This window comes from Streptomyces sp. NBC_00400, assembly GCF_036048035.1.
Classification (GTDB): domain Bacteria; phylum Actinomycetota; class Actinomycetes; order Streptomycetales; family Streptomycetaceae; genus Streptomyces.
The window spans coordinates 5,028,776-5,048,061 of record NZ_CP107940.1 but is presented as its reverse complement, the minus strand read 5'-3'; the positions used below and the strand labels follow the sequence as shown (position 1 = coordinate 5,048,061).

The window sequence follows — 19,286 nt, the reverse complement described above, 5'->3', positions numbered from 1 at the left end:
AGGGGCGGGCCGCCCCGGAACGGACCGGCCGGCGCCCGCGTCTGACCCACTGCCACTCCCTTGCCACGGCCTGTCCCCGTGCCACCCCCGCCCTCACGGTCGCAGCGGTCGCCGGGCCGGCCGGGGCTCCGCTTCGAGTATCTTTTCGACAGTTGAGAGTGAGGATCCGCATGGACACGGCCGCAGTAACGGCTGGGGGCGCCCCCGGACGGATTCTTGGGGAGGACATCGGCGCCGTGCCGCCGCCCCGGACCGCTGCCCCGGCCGAGTCCATACCGGCGCCCCGGTCCGCCCCGCCCCCGGCCGGCCACGAGGCCACGGCCACCGGCGCACCGCCACCGGACCGGCCCGGCCGGCTGCGGCGCACCGCGCACCGTCTGCGCACCCGGACCGCCCCCCTGCGCGCCCCTCGCTTCGACCCGTACTGGACGGCGGGGTTCTTCTTCGTCGCGTTTACGCTGCTGGCCCTCTACCGTTTCCGCACGCTGTCCACGTCCTCCTGGGACCTGGGCATCTTCGAGCAGGCCATACGGGGCTACGCCCACTTCCGGGCCCCGATCGTCGACCTCAAGGGCCCCGGCACCAACATCCTCGGTGACCACTTCAGTCCCGTACTCGTCGTGCTCGCCCCGTTCTACCGGCTGTTTCCCTCCCCCCTGACCCTGCTGATCGCGCAGGCCGCGCTCGTCGCGCTGTCCGCGATACCGGTCACCCGCGCCGCGACCCGCGCTCTGGGCCGCGTCCCGGGCCTGGCGGTCGGCGTCGCCTACGGCACGTCCTGGGGCGTGCAGAAGGCCGTCGACTTCGACTTCCACGAGATCGCCTTTGCGCTGCCGCTGATCGCCTTCGCGCTCGAAGCGGTGCTGCGCGGACGGTGGACCGCGGTGGTGTGCTGGGCCGCGCCCCTGGTGCTGGTCAAGGAGGACCTGGGGGTGACCGCGGCCGTCATCGGTGCGCTCGCCCTGATCCGTACCCGGCGGGCCAGCCCGCTGGCCATCGGCCTGGTCGCCTTCGGCCTCAGCGCCACCGCCGTGACCCTCGGCGTGCTGATACCGGGGTTCAACGGCTCCGGCTCGTACGACTACTGGAGCAAGTTCGGCGCGGACGGCGGCGGCCTCACCATCCCGCTCGTCACGGCCGTGCGCACCACGCTGTGGGTGCTGCTGCCCACCACCGGCCTGCTCGCACTGCGCTCCCCGCTGCTGCTGGTCGCGCTGCCCACGCTGGGCTGGCGCTTCCTGTCGCACGAGCCGCACTACTGGGGCACCGACTGGCACTACAACGCCGTCCTGATGCCGGTGGTCTTCCTCGCCCTGATCGACGCCCTGCCCGGGGCCCGGGTCTCCGCCCGGCCCTGGCTGCGCTCGTACGCCCACCATCTGCCGGCCGCCGTGGTGTCCGTGGCCCTCGCGCTGACCACCACACTTCCGCTGGCCCGCCTCACCGAAGGCGCCACCTACCGCACCCCGCCGGACGTCACCGCCGCCGAGAAGCTGCTGGCGCGGATACCCGACGGCGCGAGCGTGGAGTCCGACATCCGGCCGCTGAGCCGCCTGGCCGGCCGGACCCGGGTCTTCTGGATCGGCGACACCGGCGGTCTGTCGCCGGAGTACGTCGCCGTGCAGCTCCGCGACAACCGCACTCCGCGCCAGGCGCTGGCGGATGCCGCCGCCCGCCACCCCAAGTCCACCTACGTCGTCCTGGGCGGCGCCGGGGACCTGCTGGTATTTCACCGGACATCCGCCCGCTGAACGCGTACGGTACCGCGATGACCACCGATGTGATCGTCCTGAACGGCGGCTCCAGCGCGGGCACTTCCACCCTCGCCCGCGCCCTGCAGGAGACCCTGCCCCGCCCCTGGCTGACCTTCGGCGTCGACACCTTCATCGCTGCCCTGCCGCCCGCCCTGATGGCCTCCCCGGACGGGCTGGTACTCGCCCCCGACGGCACGGTCTCCGTCGGGCCCGCGTTCCGCGCACTGCAGACCGGCTGGCTGCACGGCATCGCGGCGATGGCCCGGGCCGGCACCGGCATCATCCTCGACGAGGTCTTCCTGGACGGCGGCGCGGGCCAGGACCGCTGGCGCCGGGCGCTGGACGGCCTGACGGTGCTGTGGGTCGGCGTCCACTGTGACCCCGGCACCGCCGCCGCCCGCGAACTCGCCCGCGGGGACCGGGTGGTGGGCATGGCCGCCACCCAGGCCGCGCTGGTCCACGAGGGCGTCCGCTACGACCTGGAGGTCGACACGACCTCCACGGATCCGGGCGTCTGCGCCCGGGGGATTGCCGCGCGCGTTGCCGGGTGATCCGCCGTTTTTCTTTCTGTTGTTCTTTCCCGCCTTCGGCGGGAGCGGGGGTGGTTGTCGTGGGGTTGCCGCCTTCGGCGGGGGGTGGTGTTTGGGGTGGGGTCCCGGCTGTTGTGGTGGGTGCCGGGTTCGGGGCCTCCGGGGTGGGTTGTGGGGCCCCACCCCGGTGGGGGTGAAGGAACAGACAAAGACCAGTAGCTGGGCCCGCATCGTGGTGCGGGCCCAGCTACTGGTCTTTGAAACCTTCACCCCCACCGGGCGGGGGGCGCCGTCCCGGGCGGGAGGTGGCGGGCCGGAGGGGCCTGTGTGGTGGACGTAAAGCGAAGCAGTCCACCACACAGGCCCCGGAGGCCCGCCACCGGCACCCACCACGAACAGCAAGCGGCCCCCGCCCAAACACCACCCACCCCGCCGGAGGCGAAAACAGACGACACACGGCGCCGCACCCGACAACGTGGGAAGCGGGGCTACGAGCCCAAAACGGCTACGAGCCCAAAACGGCTAAGAGCCCAAAACGGTGGTGAGGAACTCCCCCACCCACGCCAGCAGCGCGCGCCCGACCAACGGCTTGCCGCCGATCTTGCCGGTGGCCGGGCGCGGCACCAGGATCTGACGGGTGGCCGGCTTGAGGACCGTACGGGGGTGGAGCCGCTTGAGCCGCAGCTCCTGCGATTCGCGCAACTCCACCGGGCCGAAGCGGATGTTGGAGCCCTGGAGCGTGATGTCGCAGACCCCGCAGGAGCGGGCGAGCATCCGCAGACCGGCCACCAGCAGCAGATTCTCGACGGGCTCGGGCAGCTTGCCGTAGCGGTCGACCAGCTCCTCGCGGACGGCCGCGATGTCCTCCTCCGAGGAGGCGGAGGCGATGGCACGGTAGGCCTGCAGGCGCAGCCGCTCGCCGGGCGCGTAGTCGTGCGGGACATGAGCGTCGACCGGGAGCTCGATCTTGACCTCGAGCGGGGGCTCCTCCTCCACGCCGCCTTCCAGGGAGGCCCGGTAGTCGGCGACCGCCTCGCCCACCATCCGTACGTAGAGGTCGAAGCCGACGCCGGCGATGTGGCCGGACTGCTCGCCGCCGAGGAGGTTGCCCGCACCGCGGATCTCCAGGTCCTTCATGGCGACGTACATGCCCGCGCCCATCTCGGTGTGCTGGGCGATGGTCGCCAGCCGCTCGTGGGCGGTCTCGGTCAGCGGCTTCTCCGGCGGGTAGAGGAAGTAGGAGTAGCCGCGCTCGCGGCCGCGGCCCACCCGGCCGCGCAGCTGGTGGAGCTGGGAGAGGCCGAAGTTGTCGCCGCGCTCGACGATCAGGGTGTTGGCGTTGGAGATGTCGATGCCCGATTCGACGATCGTGGTGGAGACCAGGACGTCGAACTTCTTCTCCCAGAAGTCGACGACGACCTGCTCCAGTTGGGACTCGCCCATCTGCCCGTGGGCGGTCTGGATACGGGCCTCGGGCACGATCTCGCGGAGCCGGGCGGCGGCGCGGTCGATCGATTCGACGCGGTTGTGGATGTAGAAGACCTGGCCCTCGCGCAGGAGTTCACGGCGGATGGCGGCGCCGATCTGCTTCTGCTCGTAGGGGCCGACGAAGGTGAGGACCGGGTGGCGCTCCTCGGGCGGGGTGGTGATCGTGGACATCTCGCGGATGCCCGTCACCGCCATCTCCAGGGTGCGGGGGATGGGCGTGGCGGACATGGTCAGGACATCGACGTTGGCGCGGAGCTTCTTCAGCTGCTCCTTGTGCTCGACGCCGAAGCGCTGCTCCTCGTCGACGATGACCAGGCCCAGGTCCTTGAACTTGGTCTCGGAGGAGAACAGCCGGTGGGTGCCGATGACGAGGTCGACGGAGCCGTCGCGCAGCCCTTCGAGGACGGCCTTGGCCTCGCCGTCGCTCTGGAAGCGGGACAGCGCCCGGACGTTGACCGGGAACTGGCCGTAACGCTCGGTGAAGGTGCCGAGGTGCTGCTGCACGAGCAGCGTGGTCGGGACCAGGACCGCCACCTGCTTGCCGTCCTGGACGGCCTTGAAGGCGGCGCGGACCGCGATCTCCGTCTTGCCGTAGCCGACATCGCCGCAGATCAGGCGGTCCATGGGGACGGACTTCTCCATGTCCTCCTTGACCTCGGCGATGGTGGAGAGCTGGTCGGGCGTCTCCGCGTACGGGAAGGCGTCCTCCAGCTCGCGCTGCCAGGGGGTGTCCGGGCCGAAGGTGTGGCCGGGCGCCGCCATCCGCGCGGAGTACAGCTTGATGAGGTCGGCGGCGATCTCCTTGACGGCCTTCTTGGCGCGCGCCTTGGTCTTGGTCCAGTCGGCGCCGCCGAGCCGGTGCAGGGTGGGGGCCTCGCCGCCCACGTACTTGGTGACCTGCTCCAGCTGGTCGGTGGGGATGTAGAGGCGGTCGCCGGGCTGGCCGCGCTTGGCGGGCGCGTACTCGACGAGGAGGTATTCGCGGGTGGCGCCCTGGACCGTGCGCTGCACCATCTCGATGTAGCGGCCGACGCCGTGCTGCTCGTGGACGATGAAGTCGCCGGCTTCGAGGGTGAGGGGGTCGATGGTCTTGCGGCGGCGGGCCGGCATCCGGGCGCCGTCCTTGCCGGCCGCCTTCTGGCCGGAGAGGTCGGTCTCGGTGAGGACGGCGATCCGGAGGTCCGGGTCGATGAAGCCGTTGTCGAGGGTGCTGCAGGAGACATGGACGAGGGACGGGGAGAGCTCCGCGAGGTCGGCGTCCAGGCGGGCCGGGATGCCCTCGCCGCCGAGGACCTCGACCGTACGGGCCGCCGGGCCGTGTCCCTCGGTGAGGAACAGCGTGCGCCAGCCGTCCGCCAGCCACTGCTTGGTGTCGGCCAGCGCCCGCTGGGTGTCACCGCGGTAGGTGTCGGGGGCGTGCATGCCCAGCTTGAGGGTGTCGCCGTCGCCCTCCAGCTCCTCGCCGGACGCGAAGGGGCTGACCGACCACCACATCATGCCCAGCTCGCGCGCCCGGTCCCGGACGTCCGCGAGGCCCCACAGGGAGGCCGCGCCCACGTCGATCGGCGCCTCTCCCCCGCCGGCGCTGGCCGCCCAGGACGCCTGCAGGAACTCCTGGCTGGTCGCCACCAGGTCGGCGGCCCGGGTACGCACCCGCTCCGGGTCGCACACCAGCGTCATGCTCCCGGCCGGCAGCACGTCCAGCAGCAGCTCCATGTCGTCCACCAGGACCGGGGCCAGCGACTCCATGCCGTCGACGGCGATCCCCTCGGCGATCTTGCCGAGCAGTTCGCCCAGTTCGGGATGCTTCTCGGCGAGCGCCGCCGCCCGCTCCCGGACGGTGTCGGTCAGCAGCAGTTCACGGCACGGCGGCGCCCACAGGCCGTGCTCGGCAACCTCCAGGGACCGCTGGTCGGCGACCTTGAAGTAGCGGATCTCCTCGACGTCGTCGCCCCAGAACTCCACCCGCAAGGGGTGCTCCTCGGTCGGCGGGAAGACGTCCAGGATCCCGCCGCGGACCGCGAACTCACCGCGCTTCTCGACCAGCTCGACGCGGGCGTACGCGGCCGCCGCCAGGCCGTCGACGATCTCTTCGAGGTCGGCGCTCTGCCCGGTGCGCAGGCTCACCGGCTCCAGGTCGCCCAGGCCCTTGACCTGCGGCTGGAGCACGGAGCGGATGGGCGCGACGACGACGGAGACGGGGCCGGCCGTCGGGTCGTCCGTGCGCGGGTGGGCGAGCCGGCGCAGTACCGCCAGGCGCCGGCCGACGGTGTCCGAGCGCGGCGAGAGCCGCTCGTGCGGCAGCGTCTCCCAGGACGGGAACTCCACGACGGAGTTGTCCTCGCCGGCCGGCATCAGGCTGCGCAGCGTGGCGGCGAGATCCTCCGCCTCCCGGCCGGTGGCGGTCACCGCGAGCACCGGGCGGCCGGCCTGCCGGGCCAGTGCGGCGACCGCGAGCGGGCGGGCGGCGGGCGGCCCCACCAGATCCACATGCGGCCGGTTCCCGTCGGCCGCGGCCTGCAGCGCTTCGGCGAGCGCCGGGTCCCGTACGACGGCGTCGAGCAGACCAGTCAGGCTCATCAGAAGATTCCGTCCCAGCGAGGCGAACAACGCAGCAGCCCGACACGTCTCACGGGCCGGGGCTGCCAAGCGTACGCCCGCCCGCCACCCGGGCGGGCCGCAAACCCGGGAGGGCCCCGGCGCGCCGGACAGCACGCGCCGGGGCCGTGCTCCTGGCCGCGGCGCGAGCCGCCGGCCGGGAGCGGCGCCGGTCAGCCGAGGACCCGGACCGCGGCGTAGTACTTGTCCGCGCTCTTGAGGCAGGCGGCCTTCATCTTCTTCCGCATCGCCGGGGTGAGCGGGTCGGCCCAGGGCTTGTACTGGCAGGCCTGGCGCATGTCCTGCAGGAATACGTCGTCGATGCGCTTCTTGTGGTCCCGGCGCCAGGCCGTCTTCCCCACAATTGTTTTGTAATTGCGGTAACCGAAGTCGTGGCGGTGGCAGGAGTAGGTGAAGTCGTAGCCGCCCGGCAGCTTCTCCGGCGAGCTGTTGCAGCCGTTGGTGCTCCAGTTGAACCGGAAGTAGTTCGAGCCCGAGCGGTACAGCCCGAGGTACTTGAACCAGGCGTCCCGGGACGCCTGCCCCTTGCTGGTCAGCGACTTGAGCTTCGCCAGCCGGTACGCCCCGCCGACCGCGGGACCGGCCACGTCCGCCGTGGAGATCTGCTGCGCCACGGCGGACGGTCCGGTCGTGACCGCCTCCTTTGCCGGCGCCGCGGCGAGCGCGGGTGCCGCCGTCCCCAGAGCGAGGACACCGGCCAGTACGACACCTCCGAAAGAGGTCCGTATCGTGTTCACTTGTTTTCCCTTCCCCGATTTCATGCTGCATGCGAAGCCGTATCCGAAATCGGCTTCGGGAAGGAAAATAGCGCGACAGTGCGGCCCCGCAGAGGGAATTAAAGGAAATGCCCGGGCACCCCCTCAAGGAATCCCGCATTCCGCAAGCCCTGACATGGGAGATGAAGGCATATTTCAGCCACTATGTCTGAATGAAGCTCATGCGCAAAAGAGATTCGATGCGCACAAATCCCTCGCGCGCACGCACCGCTGTGATCTGGAACACCCCTGGCGCCGAGACCGCCAACGTGCCACGCCCCGGAGCCCGTCGAGCCGCCGCCGGCCCGGATGCGCGGTTCCGCACTCCGCCCCAGCATGGAAGGGTGCAGCGTACAAGGACCTGCGGAAGGTCCCGCGGAGGGGGAACGGTGAGCAACAGCGCGCGAGGGGCCGGCCAGAGCGCACGCGAGGCCCTGCGGACGGCGGGCCCGGCGCCCGCGGACCCACGGCGCCGCCCCGTCGTCGCCGCCCTCATGCTCGGCATGGCGCTGGCCGCACTCGACTCGACGATCATCGCCACCGCCATCCCCCAGATCGTCGGTGACCTCGGCGGCTTCGCGGTCTTCTCCTGGCTCTTCTCCGGCTATCTGCTGGCCGTCACCGTCACCCTGCCCGTCTACGGCAAGCTCTCCGACACCTTCGGCCGCAAGCCCATCCTGATCACCGGCATCGTGTTCTTCCTCGCCGGTTCGCTGGCCTGCGCGGGTGCCTGGAACATGGCCTCGCTGATCGCCTTCCGCGTGCTCCAGGGCCTGGGCGGCGGCGCCCTCCAGGGCACCGTCCAGACCATCGCCGCCGACCTCTACCCGATGAAGGAACGCCCCAAGATCCAGGCCAGGCTCTCCAGCGTCTGGGCCGCCTCGGCGGTCGCCGGACCCGCGCTGGGCGGCCTGCTCGCCGCCTACGCCGACTGGCGGTGGATCTTCCTGGTCAATGTGCCGGTGGGTGCGGTGGCCCTCTGGCTGATCGTGCGGCACTTCTCCGAGCCGGAGCGGGACCGGCACGCTGCGCGGGCCCGCCGTCCCCGGGTCGACTGGCCCGGTGCGCTGGCGATCTTCGCCTGTGGCGGGCTGCTGCTGACCGCCCTGGTCCAGGGCGGGGTGGCCTGGTCCTGGTACTCCGCGCCGTCGCTGCTGCTGTTCGCCGGCAGTGCGCTGTGCGCCGCGGTCACCGTCCTCATCGAACGCCGTGCCGCGGAACCGATCATCCCCGGCTGGGTCTGGCGCCGCCGCACCATCTCGGCCGTCAACCTCGCCCTCGGCGCCCTGGGCCTGCTGATGGTCGCGCCGACCGTGTTCCTGCCGACCTACGCACAGGCGGTGCTGGGCCTGGGCCCGACGGCCGCCGGCTTCGTGCTGTCCGTCATGACCCTGAGCTGGCCGGTCTCGGCCGCCCTCAGCAGCCACGTCTACAACCGCCTCGGCATCCGCACCTGCTCGGCGCTCGGCATCGGCGCGGCGGGCCTGGTCCTGCTCGCCTTCCCCCTGCTGCCCTACCCCGGCGCCGCCTGGCAGCCCGCCCTGATCATGCTGGCGCTCGGCGCCGCCCTCGGCCTCTTCCAGCTCCCGCTGATCATCGGCGTCCAGTCCTCGGTCGGCTACGCGGAGCGCGGCACCGCCACCGCCTCCATACTCTTCTGCCGTCAGGTCGGCCAGTCCCTCGGCGCCGCGCTCTTCGGCGCCCTCGCCAACGCCACCCTCAACGACCGCCTGGCGCACGCCCCTTCGGACATCCGCCCCGGCCTGCCCGGCGACCTGGACGCGGTCTCCCACGCCCTCCAGCACCCCGGCGCCCTCACCGCCCATGCCACCGACTACCTCCGCCGCGCCGTCGACACCACGGTCGACCACGTCTACCTCGGCGCCGCCACGGCCGCCGGGCTCGCGCTGGCCGCGCTGTTGCTGCTGGCACCGCGGCGCTTCCCGGTGCACTCGGACGCCCGCGGGACGGGCGAGGAGGAAGGCGGCACGACGTAGCCGGGCGGGACGTGGCCGGTGGGAAACAGCCGGGCGGGGGCCGGCCGGGCGGGGCGGGCGGTGCGGTCAGGCGCCCGGGCCGCCGCGCCGACGGGGCAGCTGCGTCTCCAGGGTGTCGTCCTCGTCGGCGCCGGAACCGTTGCCGGATCCGGAGCCGTTGCCGAAGCCGCCGGCGGCGGTGCCGGCGCCACCGTCCCGTCCGCCGCCCTCCGCACTCCCGGCGCCTTCGTCGCCGCCCTCCGCCACCGGCGCCTTCCCGGTGAGCACCGCCAGGCTGTTGCGGACATGGGTCATGTGGACGCGTACCTCTTCGCGCTCCGCGTCGTGTTCGCGCAGGATCCGCTCCGTGGCCCGCGCGATGCGTTCCTCCTCCGCCCGGGCCCGGTCCAGGAGTCCGGCGGCACGGTCCTCGCCGTCCTCCTGACGGTGCCGGGCGGTCTCCTCCGCCTCCGCGTACAGCCGCCGGGCGTCGGCGCGGAGGGCCTTCCCGCGGGCGTCCAGCTCCACGACGCACCGGTCCGTCTCCGCCTCCAGCGCCACGAGTTCCCGCCCGGCCGCTTCCCACTCCTCCGTCTGCCGCTTCTCCTGGTCGCTGAGCAACTGCGCGGTGCGCCGGCGCACCTCCGCCAGCCCCTCGGCCGCCTCACTCCGCAACCGCTCGGCGTCCTCGGCCGCCACGGCCGCCAGCTCCGTGGCCTCCCCGCGCGCCGCCCGCTCCGTGCGCCGGGCCCGGGTATCCGCCTCGGCCCGCAGCGCGTAGGCCGCCCGCTCGGCCGCGTCCCGGACGTCGTCCGCGTGGGCGGCGGCCTCGCCACGCGTCCGCTCGGCCGCCTTTTCCGCCTCGGCCCCCAGCCGTGCCGCCTCGGACTCCGCGGTCGTCAGGATCAGCCGGGCCTCGCTGCCGAGCGATTCATACGTCTGCGGCGGCTGCTGCGCCAGATAGACGCGCAGCTCCGCGAGTTCGGCCTCCATCTGGTTGGACAGGACGGTGAGCCGTGCGGCGCGCTCCCAGCAGGAGTCGCGGTCCACCGAGAGCCCCGTGACCCGGCGGTCCACATCCTCCGGCCGGTAGCCACGCCCTCGTACGGCCTCGAACCCGTGAGGCGAAACCGATGCACTCATCCCTCAAGCCCCTCTCCGCCGCGCACAGCAGTCGCGCGACCCGCAGCGTTCCGCTTCATCTCGCATGATTCCGTGCAGCACCGTGCGGTGACCCGCACTTCCGGTGGATCGCACCGAACGCCGCACCCTCGCGACATTCCGTCCCACCCACCCACCAGGATGCGTTATTTATCGCCAGAAGTCGGAATCCGATCATCTGCGCGCAGCGCCTGGAACAACCGCCTCGCCCCGGTTTCGTCCCACTGCAGCACCGACCCCACACCGCTCACCATCACCCCGGGCCGTACCACCGGAACCGTCGTCGCCGTCCCGACGCCCCCGGCGATCTGCTTCATCGACCAGCCCATATCCAGCACCCGCGCCATGTCGGCCCCCTGGTCCACGGTCAGCGCCGCCAGCGAGGTGTGCAGCACCCGCTGCAGCCGGGACGGATCGAGCAGGACATCCGGGGAAGCCATCTCGTCGGCAACCGCACCGAGCAATTGCCGCTGGCGCTTCACCCGTCCGAGGTCACCGTCGGGGTCGGTATACCGGGCCCGTACGTACGCCAGCGCCTGGGCGCCGTTCATCCGCCGGCAGCCCGCCGCGAAGTCGGCCCCCGACTTCTCGTCCCGCAGCGGCTTGTCCAGACACAGCCGCACACCGTCCAGGGCGTCCACGACCTGCACGAACCCCAGGAAGTTCACCTCGGCATAGCGGTCCATCCGCAGCCCGGTGGCCTGCTCCACCGTTCGGGTGAGCAGCTGGGGCCCGCCGTCCGCATAGGCCTCGTTGATCTTGCGGCTGCCGTGGCCGGGTATCGGCACATAGCTGTCGCGCGGCAGGCTGACCAGCGACGGTCCGTGATCGCCGTAGTGCAGCACCATGATCGTGTCGGTGTTCCGCACCTCGTTGTTGCCGACGTGCAGTTCCTTGCGCTGCCGCGGGGTCAGCGCGCTGCGGCTGTCCGAGCCGACCAGCAGCCAGTTCGTGCCCCTGCCCGCGGGCGGCCGTCCCGGATAGTCGGCCAGCGCGTCCCTGTGGCGCAGCTGCCGCCCCGCCGAGACGTACAGCCAGGCCCCGATCGCGACCACCACCACGGCCAGCACCAGCAGCGACACCAGGAGCCAGACCAGCCACGCCCAGCGGCGCCGGGGCGGGCCAGGACCGCGCAGCGACATGGCCGTCCGCCGCCGGTGCCACCAGCGCGGGCGCCCCGCCCGGTACAGCGTCGCCGGCGTCGACGACGACGGCTGCGACAACGGGGGTATCGGACGGCCCATATACGCATGGTCAGGGCACCCGACCCGTCCCGCTCGTCGAACGCCCTGACCATGCCGCTACCGCGGAGCCCGCCGCCGCCCCCGGGGGAGCGCCGTCACCGCCCTACAGCAGCCCGTCCCACATCTGCTCCAGCAGCACCGACCACCAGGTCTCCGGCGAACCCAGCGCCGGCGGGTCCAGCGCGACCAGCTGCGCCTGGAAGTCGACGGTCCAGCGGCCCGCCTGCTCGGGCGTCAGCCCGTACCGCAGCCGCCACATCCGCCCCAGCATCGCCAGGCAGCGCACGAACTCCGGCAGACCGGAGTTCACGAACTGCGGCGTCGCGGGCGCACCGCCAGGACCGGCCTCCATCGGCACCGCCACGATGTGCCCGGTCCCGTACTGCACACACAGCTGACGGCCGAAGTCATTGCCCATCACCAGATACGACCCGGCATCCGAGGCGGGCTGCACCATCCGTTCCGCCGCCAGCTCCGCCAGCGTCGGCACCGGCCGGTGCGGCTGCGCCTGCGCCCAGAAGAACGGCCCGAAGTCGACCGGCAGCCCGGACCACACCAGCGTCTGCGCCACCACCTCGGGCACGCCGTGCCGGGAGACCGCCCGCTGATCGAAACGGAAGATCCCCTGCGGTCCGAACGCCTGCTCCAGCTCCTGTCCGATCGCCTGCGGGGGCACCGGGGGCACCGGCTGCACCTGTGACGGATGCGGCAACGGCACCCGCGCCGGCGCCGGCCGCGCCGGACCGTCCGCGACCTGGTGCAACTCGCCCTGATGCTCGACGAGATGCCGTACGCCCTGCTGACGCGAGGCATGGTCCCTGCCGTACGCGGCGGTATGGCTGATCCGCACCTGCGGCCAGGTGTCCCGGATCATCCGGGCGCAGTAGCCGCCCGGCAGATCGCAGCACTCCAGCTCCGTGTGCAGCTCCAGCACCTGCTGCGGGGGAACGTTCATCCCGCGCAGCTCGTGCAGCAGCTGCCACTCCGGATGCGGCGTACCGGGCGCCGAACGACGCACGATCTTCTGCTCGGAGCCGTCCGGCGCGCGATAGCTCAGTACGGCCATATAGCCCGGGCCGACGGTCGGCTGACCGCCGGGCGCCTGCGGATAGCCGTACGCGCCGCTGCCGCCCGGGGGCTGGGCACCGGCGGCCTGCTGCGCTCCGGGCGGTCCCTGCACAGGCGCGGGCGGGGCGGGCTGACCTGGCGGGGCCTGGGGCGGGGCGACGGGGCCGCCGGTACCGCCGCCGGGCCCGTGGGCACCCGGACCGCCGGTACCCGCGAGACCGGCCTGCAGAGACGCACCGTCGGCGAGCATCGTCGCCGCGGCATGCACCCCGCCACCACCGGCGCCACCCGCGGCGGGCGGGGCGGGTGGCGCGGAGGGCGGCGGAGGCGGACCGTCCGGGCTGCCCGCGCCCCGGCCGCCCGCGGACGCGCTGGGCCTGCCGGGCGGGCCGGGGGGCTTGGGCGCACCGGGGGGACCGGGCGGCCTGGGCGCACCGGGCGGGCCGGGAGGCGCGGGCGGCGGCACACCGGGGCCGCCGGTTGCGCCGCCGGTACCGCCGCCGGGCCCGTGAGCACCCGGACCGCCGGCACCCGCGAGACCGGCCTGCAGAGACGCACCGTCGGCGAGCATCGTCGCCGCGGCATGCACCCCACCACCACCGGTACCACCCGCGGCGGGGGACCCCGTACCACCGGAACCCGAACCGGAACCGGAAGCGCCGGACCCGCCGGCCGCACCCGCCCCGCCCGGCCCGTCCACCGCACTGAGATCCAGCTCCGCCGCATCCAGCTGCGAGACCATCTGCGTCGGTACGTAGCCACCGGCCGGGGCTCCGGACGCACCGGATGCGCCAGAGGCGCCGGGGCCGGGCGCCGCGGGCCCGCCGGACGTGCGCGCCTCGGCGTCGCCCGCAGCGGCGGGACCGGGCACGCCGGGAGGCGGCGGCGGACCGGCGGCGGCGTTACCGGGCAGTGACGCACCATCGGCCAGCATCGTCGCCGCGGCATGCACCCCGGCGTCCCCACCGCCCACGGGCGGCGCGGGCGGCGTCCCGGGGCCGGGCGCAGCGGCACCCGGCGGCGGCGGTACGTCGACGACCGGCGGGCCGGACGGCGGCGGCAGGTCCGGCAGCCCCGCAGCTGCGGGCGGCGCAGCAGGCATCGGCGGCGGCAAGGGGACGCCGGCCGGCCCGCCGGCCGGGCGCGCCTGACCGGCCTCGGGACCGGCTCCGGGACCCGTCCCGGGTCCGGCCCGGTCCGGCAGATCCAGCGCGGGCGCCACCTGCGTACGCGGCAACTGACTGCCGCCGTGCAGCAGTTCGGTCTTCGCCTCCGGCCGGGCGCGGGGCACCTGCGGGGTGTCGTCCTCCTCGCCGAAACCGGCCAGCGGCGGCGCGAAGACCGTCGCGGGCAGCCCCACCGAGCGGTCCTCGCCGCCCGCGCCGTCGGTCGTGTCCGCCCCGGCCCACGGCGTCGGCGCACCGGGGGCCCCGGCAGCACCGAAAGCCCCGGCTGCCTCCTCCCCCGCGGGAGCGGCCGCACCCTCGGTGCCGTTGACGTTCACCCCCGCCCAGGCTTCCGAAGCCGACGGCGCGGCAGCGGGCGCGGGCGCGGGCGCAGCCGACGGAGAAGCCTCGGGGAAAGCCGCCGGGGAAACCGCCGGCGCCGCACCCGCAGCTCCCGCGGCACCCGCGCCCCCGGCACCCGTACTCCCCTCGCCCGTACTCCCGGCACCCGTGCCCCCGGCCCCCCGCCGGCCCTGCCCGCCGATCGTGTCCGCCGCCTGCTGCAGCCACTCCGGCGGCGTCAGCAGAAACGACGTGGCCTCCAGATCGATCCGCTGCGGCGGCGCCTCGGCCGCGCCGTACCCGCCGTCCACGGGGGCGCCGTACGCCTCCTCGTAACGCCGGATCACCTCACCCACCGGCAGCCCCGGCCACAGCGTCGTCTCCCCGCTGTCCCGTGCGATCACCATCCGGGCCCGTCCGCCATCCGTCGACGGACCCCCCTCGCGGTCCTCGGCCCAGGCCACGAAGCCCAGATCGAACTCCCGCACCCGCACCTCACGATGCATGGGCGCCGGGACGTCACCGTTCACCCACAGCTCCGCGCGCTCCTGCGCCTGCGCGAACGTCACCACCGTGCTCAGCCCCCCACCGCAACCGCGTACGCAAAACCGCCGTCGACCATCAGGTTCGCCACGGTGTCCAGCTCCGGCGGATTGCCCACCAGCCGCTGCAGAAAGTCATCGAAATCCGCGCCGCACGGCAACAGCAGCCGCTCCACCCGCTCCTGCACCGTCCAGCCGTCCTGATCCCGCGCATCGTCGTACGGGCAGAACCACACCGAACCGAGCGCCTCGCCGCGCACCTTCACCGCGACCACACCGCCCTGGACGAACGCCACGCCCAGGTAGTCCTTGGTGAAGTGGTCCCGCAGGCACTTGTTCACATAGAGCAGGTCGTTGACCGCCGCGTCGTCGCGCACCGTGAAGAACGGCTGGTCGACCAGCAGCCCCAACTCCGCGTCCAGCGCCGCGCCCACCGGGGCGCAGCCGCCCGCGGCCTTCAGGAACGACCGGTAGGCGCCCGGCAGCCGATAGCCCAGCGCCTCCTCGGCCTGCGCCACCTGCTCCTCACCCACCGACAGATCACGGTGCGGCAGCCCGAAATGCACCGGCCGGGTCTCCTGCAGCGGCCGGGTGCCACGCCGGTCGTGTGCCACCGCGGCCGTCGCCAGCCCGCCGTGATGACGCAACAGCGCCTTCACCTCGACCGGGATCAGCTCCATCCGCCGGGTACCGGCCACGTGATGCCAGGTCCAGCCGTGCGGCGTCGCCACGGCCGGCACATCTATCCACAGCTCGTGCCCCTGCGCGTGCAGGGCCGCATTCGCCGACACATAGTCCGTCAGCCGCAGCTCATCGACGCCGAAACCCTCCGGCGGCTCGGCGATCTCCGCCGCGGCGCGCGCATACGGCGAGAACTCCGGGAAACCGCGGGCGTCCATCCGCACCCCGGCGGGGTATCGCGTGGCGCGGACCGGGTCCGGAAAATGTACGACCTGTCCGGCATAGGCCGCATTCGGTGGGGCGGTACCTCCCGCCACCTGGGGGCCGGGGTGTGCCCCCAGCCCTTGCCCACCTGTCGTCATCGCGGTTGCCCCCTGGCTGAAGCTGGCTTTGGGGCACAGCCTATGCCGTACCGCAACACCCGCCCCCGCCCGCCTGCCCCCACACGTCAGCCCCGCGACACACCGGCGTCACCCACCGGCACACCACCCCCGAGCCCCCCGCGCACCACCCCGCCCACCAGCCCCGTTCCGCCGCGCCCGACGCCCCGTCAGCTCACCGTGACATCGCCGACAGGCCGCCCGACTACCGCAACACCCAGCACATTTGGCAGGCTGACCCTCCCCCACCATTGGCGGGGAGACCCCCAGCACCACGGGGATTCGGGGAGGGAAAGCACCACCATGAGCACCACCGCACGCCACCACAACTCAGCCGCAGGCGATCCCCGCACCGCCGGCGGCGACCCACGCATCGGCTGGAGCGGCACCACCGACGACCATCGCGCGCCCACCCTCCACCACCGCCGCGACGGCATCCTCCCCACTATCGGCGCCGCCCTGTCCGTACGCGGACAAACCCTCACCTGCACCGCGAGCAAGGCCGAACAGCCCCCCGCGCTCCACCCGCTGGTCCAGGACTTCCTCGACACCCTCGCCACCACACAGCGCGAACGTTTCACCGGACGCTGCCCCGAAGCCGTCCTGCTCTCCCGTCACCTCACCGCCGTCGAGGGCAACCGCGGCAAACGCGCCTCCCGCAAACCCCTCACCAATGGCGAAGCCCGCCGCTCCCTGAAACACTCCAAGATCACCGCACGCCACATCCGCGAGGACGGCGACCCCCAGCACGGCAGCTACGCCCCGCCCTGTCGCTCCTGCGACGCACTCCTCGCCCACTTCGGCGTCATGCCCATCAGCGGCACCACGCCCACAGGAAGCTGACCGCCACCATGCCGCCCACCACCCCCCGCCCCCGCACCCCGGCCCACGACCGCGCCGACTCGACCCGCTTCCCCGCCGCCGTCGACGTCGCCCTCCAGGAAGCCGGCTGGCAACCCGGCCGCTGGGACATACAGCAGGCCGAACACTGGGCCGACACCCTCCGCGCCCACACCTCCCCCGCCGGCCACCGCCACACCGTCTTCCCCGCCGCCGTCGAGGCCTGGGCCGAATTCGGCGACCTGCGCATCGCCGGCCCCGGTCCCGGGCGCCACATCGCCCCCACCCCGTTCGCCATCAACCCCCTGCACGGACTCCACCTCGCCCGCACCCTCGGCGACCTCGGCCGCGCGCTGGAGACCGACGTGGCCCCCCTCGGCCGCGAAGAACTCACCACCGACGGCACCACCTACGGCCAGGCCACCCTCGCCATCGACGCCGAAGGCCGCGTCTACAGCCTCGACCACACCGGCGACTGGTACCTGGGCCCCGACCTCGACAGCGCCCTCGGAACCCTGGTACTGGGAACGAGGCCGAGCCGGCTCGCCGTCGCGTCGTACGGCTGACGCCTCTCGCCTCCGGCGGGGGGTGAGGTTTGGGCGGGGGCCGCGTTTCGCCTCCGGCGGGGGGTGAGGTTTGGGCGGGGGCCGCGTTTCGCCTCCGGCGGGGGTGGTGTGGTTTGGGCGGGGGCCGCGTTTCGCCTCCGGCGGGGGTGGTGTGGTTTGGGCGGGGGCCGCTTGCTGTTCGTGGTGGGTGCCGGTGGCGGGCCTCCGGGGGTGGGTGTGCGGACTGCTTCGCTTTACGTCCGCACACCCACCCCCTCCGGCCCACCACCTCCCGCCCGGGACGGCGACCCCCGCCCGGTGGGGGTGAAGGTTTTCAAAAACCAGAAACTCGCCCGCGTCGTGGCGTAGCCGATGCTTGGGGTCTTTGGTCTTTTCCTTCACCCCCACCGGGGTGGAGCCCCACAACCGGCGGGAGGGGGCGGGGCCGGAGGGGTGGGTTGTCGGACGTAAAGCGAAGCAGTCCGAACACCCACCCCGGAGGCCCCGAACCCGGCACCCACCACAACAGCCGGGACCCCACCCCAAACACCACCCCCCGCCGAAGGCGGCCTCAGTCGATGGCCGGCCATGCGGCCGGGAGCACCGCAGACACCCGGAACCCCCCCGCCTCCGTCGGACCCGAGACGAACACACCGCCCAGCGCCGTCACCCGCTCCCGCATCCCCACCAGGCCATTGCCGCCGCTCGGCAGCCCCGCATCGGCCGCGCCGCCCTCACAGGGCCCGTTCTCCACCTGCACGGCGAGCTCGCCGTCCCGGTGCGCCAGCCGCACCCGCGCCCGCGCGCCCGGCGCATGCTTGTGCACATTCGTGAGCGCTTCCTGCACCACGCGGTACACGGTCCGCTCCACCCGCGCCGCATACCGGCGCCCGGCCACGGCAGGCGCCCCCGCCCCCGCAGACCCGTCCTCCGCGGCCGCCTCCTCCGCAGCCCCGTCCACCGTCAGCTCGACCGCCATCCCGGCCGCCCGGGACTGGCCCACCAGATCCGCCAGCTCCGTCAGACACGGCCCCTCGGCATCCGCGTCCCCCGCCCCGGACACCGGCGACGCCGCCGCCCCCGGACCGGAGCCACCGGCCACCGCAGACGACGACGCCCCGTCCGCGGACGGGGCGGACGCCCGCGCCTGTCCCGTCGCCTTCGCCCCCGCCTGCGACGCCACCGCCGCCAGCCGCTCCGGCGCGCCCGAGGCCGCAGCGCCACGCCCCGCCGCCCCCTCGGCCGTACGCAACACCCCCAGCATCTCCCGCAGCTCCGTCAGCGCCTGGCGCCCCATGTCGCCGACCAGCCCCGCGTTCTTCGACGCCTTCTCCGGGTCCTTCAACGCCACCGCCTGGAGCGCGGCCGCATGCACCACCATCAGACTCACCCGGTGCGCGACCACATCGTGCATCTCCCGCGCGATCCGGGTCCGCTCCTCGTTGCGGGCCCACTCGGCCCGCTCCTCGGCCCGGTCCGCCAGCAGCGACAGTTCCCGCTCCAGGCCGTCCGCCCGCTCCCGCAAGCTCTCCACCAGCCGCCGCCGGGCGGCGATATACAGCCCCCACAGCACCGGCGGCGCCGTCAGCACCAGCCCCACCGCCAGCGCTATCAACGGCACGAACCACATCGGCGGATGGAAGTCCTGCTGCGCCGCGACGTCCTCCCGCAGGCTGAGGAAGGTCGTCACCAACGTCCCCGCCACGGTCATACCCGCCAACAAGGCCGTGATCCGGCGCGGCACATCCGACGCGGCCAGCGTGTACAGCCCCACCACGCTCAGCAGCCCGCCCATCTCCGCAGGCATCACCGCGATCGAGACCAGCACCACCACCACGGGCCACCGCCGGCGCACCAGCAGCACCGGCCCCGCCAGCAGGCCGAGCACGATCCCCAGCAGCGCGGGCACCTGTGCCTCGTGCGCGGAACTGATGCCCTCCCCCACGCACTCCGCCGCGGAAGCCACCGCCAGAAACACGTCCAGCGCCGCACTCCGCCGCCGGGCCCACCACCACGGCCCCTCCACCGGCGCACCCCGCGCGCCCACACCTTCACTTGCCCCCGTCGCGGTCATACCGCCCAGCCTACGGGCGCCGGTCCCCGATCCCCCGCCCCGTTACCGGTCATAGACCAGGCCCATTACCAGCCCTTACCGCCGGTTATCGCCCGAACTGTTGAATCGCCCACATTTTCGC

Annotated in this window: 12 protein-coding genes; 5 read left to right on the top strand and 7 right to left on the bottom strand. The window is 73.4% G+C overall.

Going from position 1 to position 19,286, the window contains the following annotated elements; all coding sequences use genetic code 11:
* Window positions 1-170 precede the first annotated feature (170 nt).
* Together OHS81_RS22190 and cpt are read left to right on the top strand one after the other, a co-directional pair.
* A complete protein-coding gene (locus tag OHS81_RS22190; RefSeq protein ID WP_328386426.1) occupies window positions 171-1,751 on the top strand; it encodes a DUF2079 domain-containing protein in 1,581 nt (526 codons plus the stop codon).
* Between the two features lie 17 nt (window positions 1,752-1,768).
* Window positions 1,769-2,305 carry a chloramphenicol phosphotransferase CPT gene (cpt, locus tag OHS81_RS22185; RefSeq protein ID WP_328386425.1) on the top strand — a complete coding sequence of 179 codons (537 nt, stop codon included), beginning with the start codon at window positions 1,769-1,771 and terminating at the stop codon, window positions 2,303-2,305.
* A gap of 501 nt (window positions 2,306-2,806) precedes the next feature.
* Here the strand turns inward: cpt and mfd are convergent.
* Together mfd and OHS81_RS22175 are read right to left on the bottom strand one after the other, a co-directional pair.
* Window positions 2,807-6,352, bottom strand: coding sequence for a transcription-repair coupling factor (gene mfd / locus OHS81_RS22180; protein ID WP_328386424.1), 3,546 nt, complete (start codon window positions 6,350-6,352; stop codon window positions 2,807-2,809).
* A 191-nt stretch (window positions 6,353-6,543) separates the two neighbouring features.
* On the bottom strand, window positions 6,544-7,128 hold the full coding sequence (locus tag OHS81_RS22175; protein WP_328386423.1) for a phospholipase A2: 585 nt from the start codon (window positions 7,126-7,128) through the stop codon (window positions 6,544-6,546).
* Between the two features lie 512 nt (window positions 7,129-7,640).
* Here OHS81_RS22175 and OHS81_RS22170 point away from each other — a divergent pair.
* Complete coding sequence (locus OHS81_RS22170) at window positions 7,641-9,143, top strand: MFS transporter (protein WP_328391332.1); 1,503 nt, start codon at window positions 7,641-7,643, stop codon at window positions 9,141-9,143.
* A gap of 66 nt (window positions 9,144-9,209) precedes the next feature.
* Here OHS81_RS22170 and OHS81_RS22165 read toward each other — a convergent pair whose 3' ends face one another.
* The 4 genes from OHS81_RS22165 to OHS81_RS22150 all read right to left on the bottom strand — a co-directional run bounded on the left by OHS81_RS22165 (window position 9,210) and on the right by OHS81_RS22150 (window position 15,688).
* Window positions 9,210-10,265: a cellulose-binding protein gene (locus tag OHS81_RS22165; protein ID WP_328386422.1), complete on the bottom strand. Its 1,056-nt coding sequence runs from the start codon at window positions 10,263-10,265 to the stop codon at window positions 9,210-9,212.
* A 164-nt stretch (window positions 10,266-10,429) separates the two neighbouring features.
* Window positions 10,430-11,425: an LCP family protein gene (locus tag OHS81_RS22160; RefSeq protein WP_328391330.1), complete on the bottom strand. Its 996-nt coding sequence runs from the start codon at window positions 11,423-11,425 to the stop codon at window positions 10,430-10,432.
* Between the two features lie 205 nt (window positions 11,426-11,630).
* Window positions 11,631-14,675 carry an SUKH-4 family immunity protein gene (locus OHS81_RS22155; protein ID WP_328386421.1) on the bottom strand — a complete coding sequence of 1,015 codons (3,045 nt, stop codon included), beginning with the start codon at window positions 14,673-14,675 and terminating at the stop codon, window positions 11,631-11,633.
* A gap of 5 nt (window positions 14,676-14,680) precedes the next feature.
* Entirely contained in the window at window positions 14,681-15,688 is a 1,008-nt protein-coding gene (locus OHS81_RS22150; RefSeq protein ID WP_328386420.1) for an SMI1/KNR4 family protein, read from the bottom strand.
* Window positions 15,689-16,009: 321 nt separating this feature from the next.
* Between OHS81_RS22150 and OHS81_RS22145 the strand changes: the two genes are divergently transcribed.
* Entirely contained in the window at window positions 16,010-16,549 is a 540-nt protein-coding gene (locus OHS81_RS22145; protein WP_328386419.1) for a YwqJ-related putative deaminase, read from the top strand.
* A gap of 8 nt (window positions 16,550-16,557) precedes the next feature.
* Complete coding sequence (locus OHS81_RS22140; RefSeq protein WP_328386418.1) at window positions 16,558-17,112, top strand: SUKH-3 domain-containing protein; 555 nt, start codon at window positions 16,558-16,560, stop codon at window positions 17,110-17,112.
* Window positions 17,113-17,662: 550 nt separating this feature from the next.
* On the opposite strand, the gene OHS81_RS22135 is transcribed toward OHS81_RS22140, so the two are convergent.
* Window positions 17,663-19,165: a sensor histidine kinase gene (locus tag OHS81_RS22135; RefSeq protein WP_328386417.1), complete on the bottom strand. Its 1,503-nt coding sequence runs from the start codon at window positions 19,163-19,165 to the stop codon at window positions 17,663-17,665.
* Window positions 19,166-19,286: the final 121 nt, after the last annotated feature.

Bases quoted from the DNA above. Each gene is read 5' to 3' on its own strand.
- OHS81_RS22165 (WP_328386422.1), bottom strand. From the start codon at position 10,265: ATGAGTGCATCGGTTTCGCCTCACGGGTTCGAGGCCGTACGAGGGCGT.
- mfd (WP_328386424.1), bottom strand. From the start codon at position 6,352: ATGAGCCTGACTGGTCTGCTCGACGCCGTCGTACGGGACCCGGCGCTC.
- OHS81_RS22170 (WP_328391332.1), top strand. From the start codon at position 7,641: ATGCTCGGCATGGCGCTGGCCGCACTCGACTCGACGATCATCGCCACC.
- cpt (WP_328386425.1), top strand. From the start codon at position 1,769: ATGACCACCGATGTGATCGTCCTGAACGGCGGCTCCAGCGCGGGCACT.
- OHS81_RS22135 (WP_328386417.1), bottom strand. From the start codon at position 19,165: ATGACCGCGACGGGGGCAAGTGAAGGTGTGGGCGCGCGGGGTGCGCCG.
- OHS81_RS22160 (WP_328391330.1), bottom strand. From the start codon at position 11,425: ATGTCGCTGCGCGGTCCTGGCCCGCCCCGGCGCCGCTGGGCGTGGCTG.
- OHS81_RS22140 (WP_328386418.1), top strand. From the start codon at position 16,558: ATGCCGCCCACCACCCCCCGCCCCCGCACCCCGGCCCACGACCGCGCC.
- OHS81_RS22145 (WP_328386419.1), top strand. From the start codon at position 16,010: ATGAGCACCACCGCACGCCACCACAACTCAGCCGCAGGCGATCCCCGC.
- OHS81_RS22190 (WP_328386426.1), top strand. From the start codon at position 171: ATGGACACGGCCGCAGTAACGGCTGGGGGCGCCCCCGGACGGATTCTT.
- OHS81_RS22150 (WP_328386420.1), bottom strand. From the start codon at position 15,688: ATGACGACAGGTGGGCAAGGGCTGGGGGCACACCCCGGCCCCCAGGTG.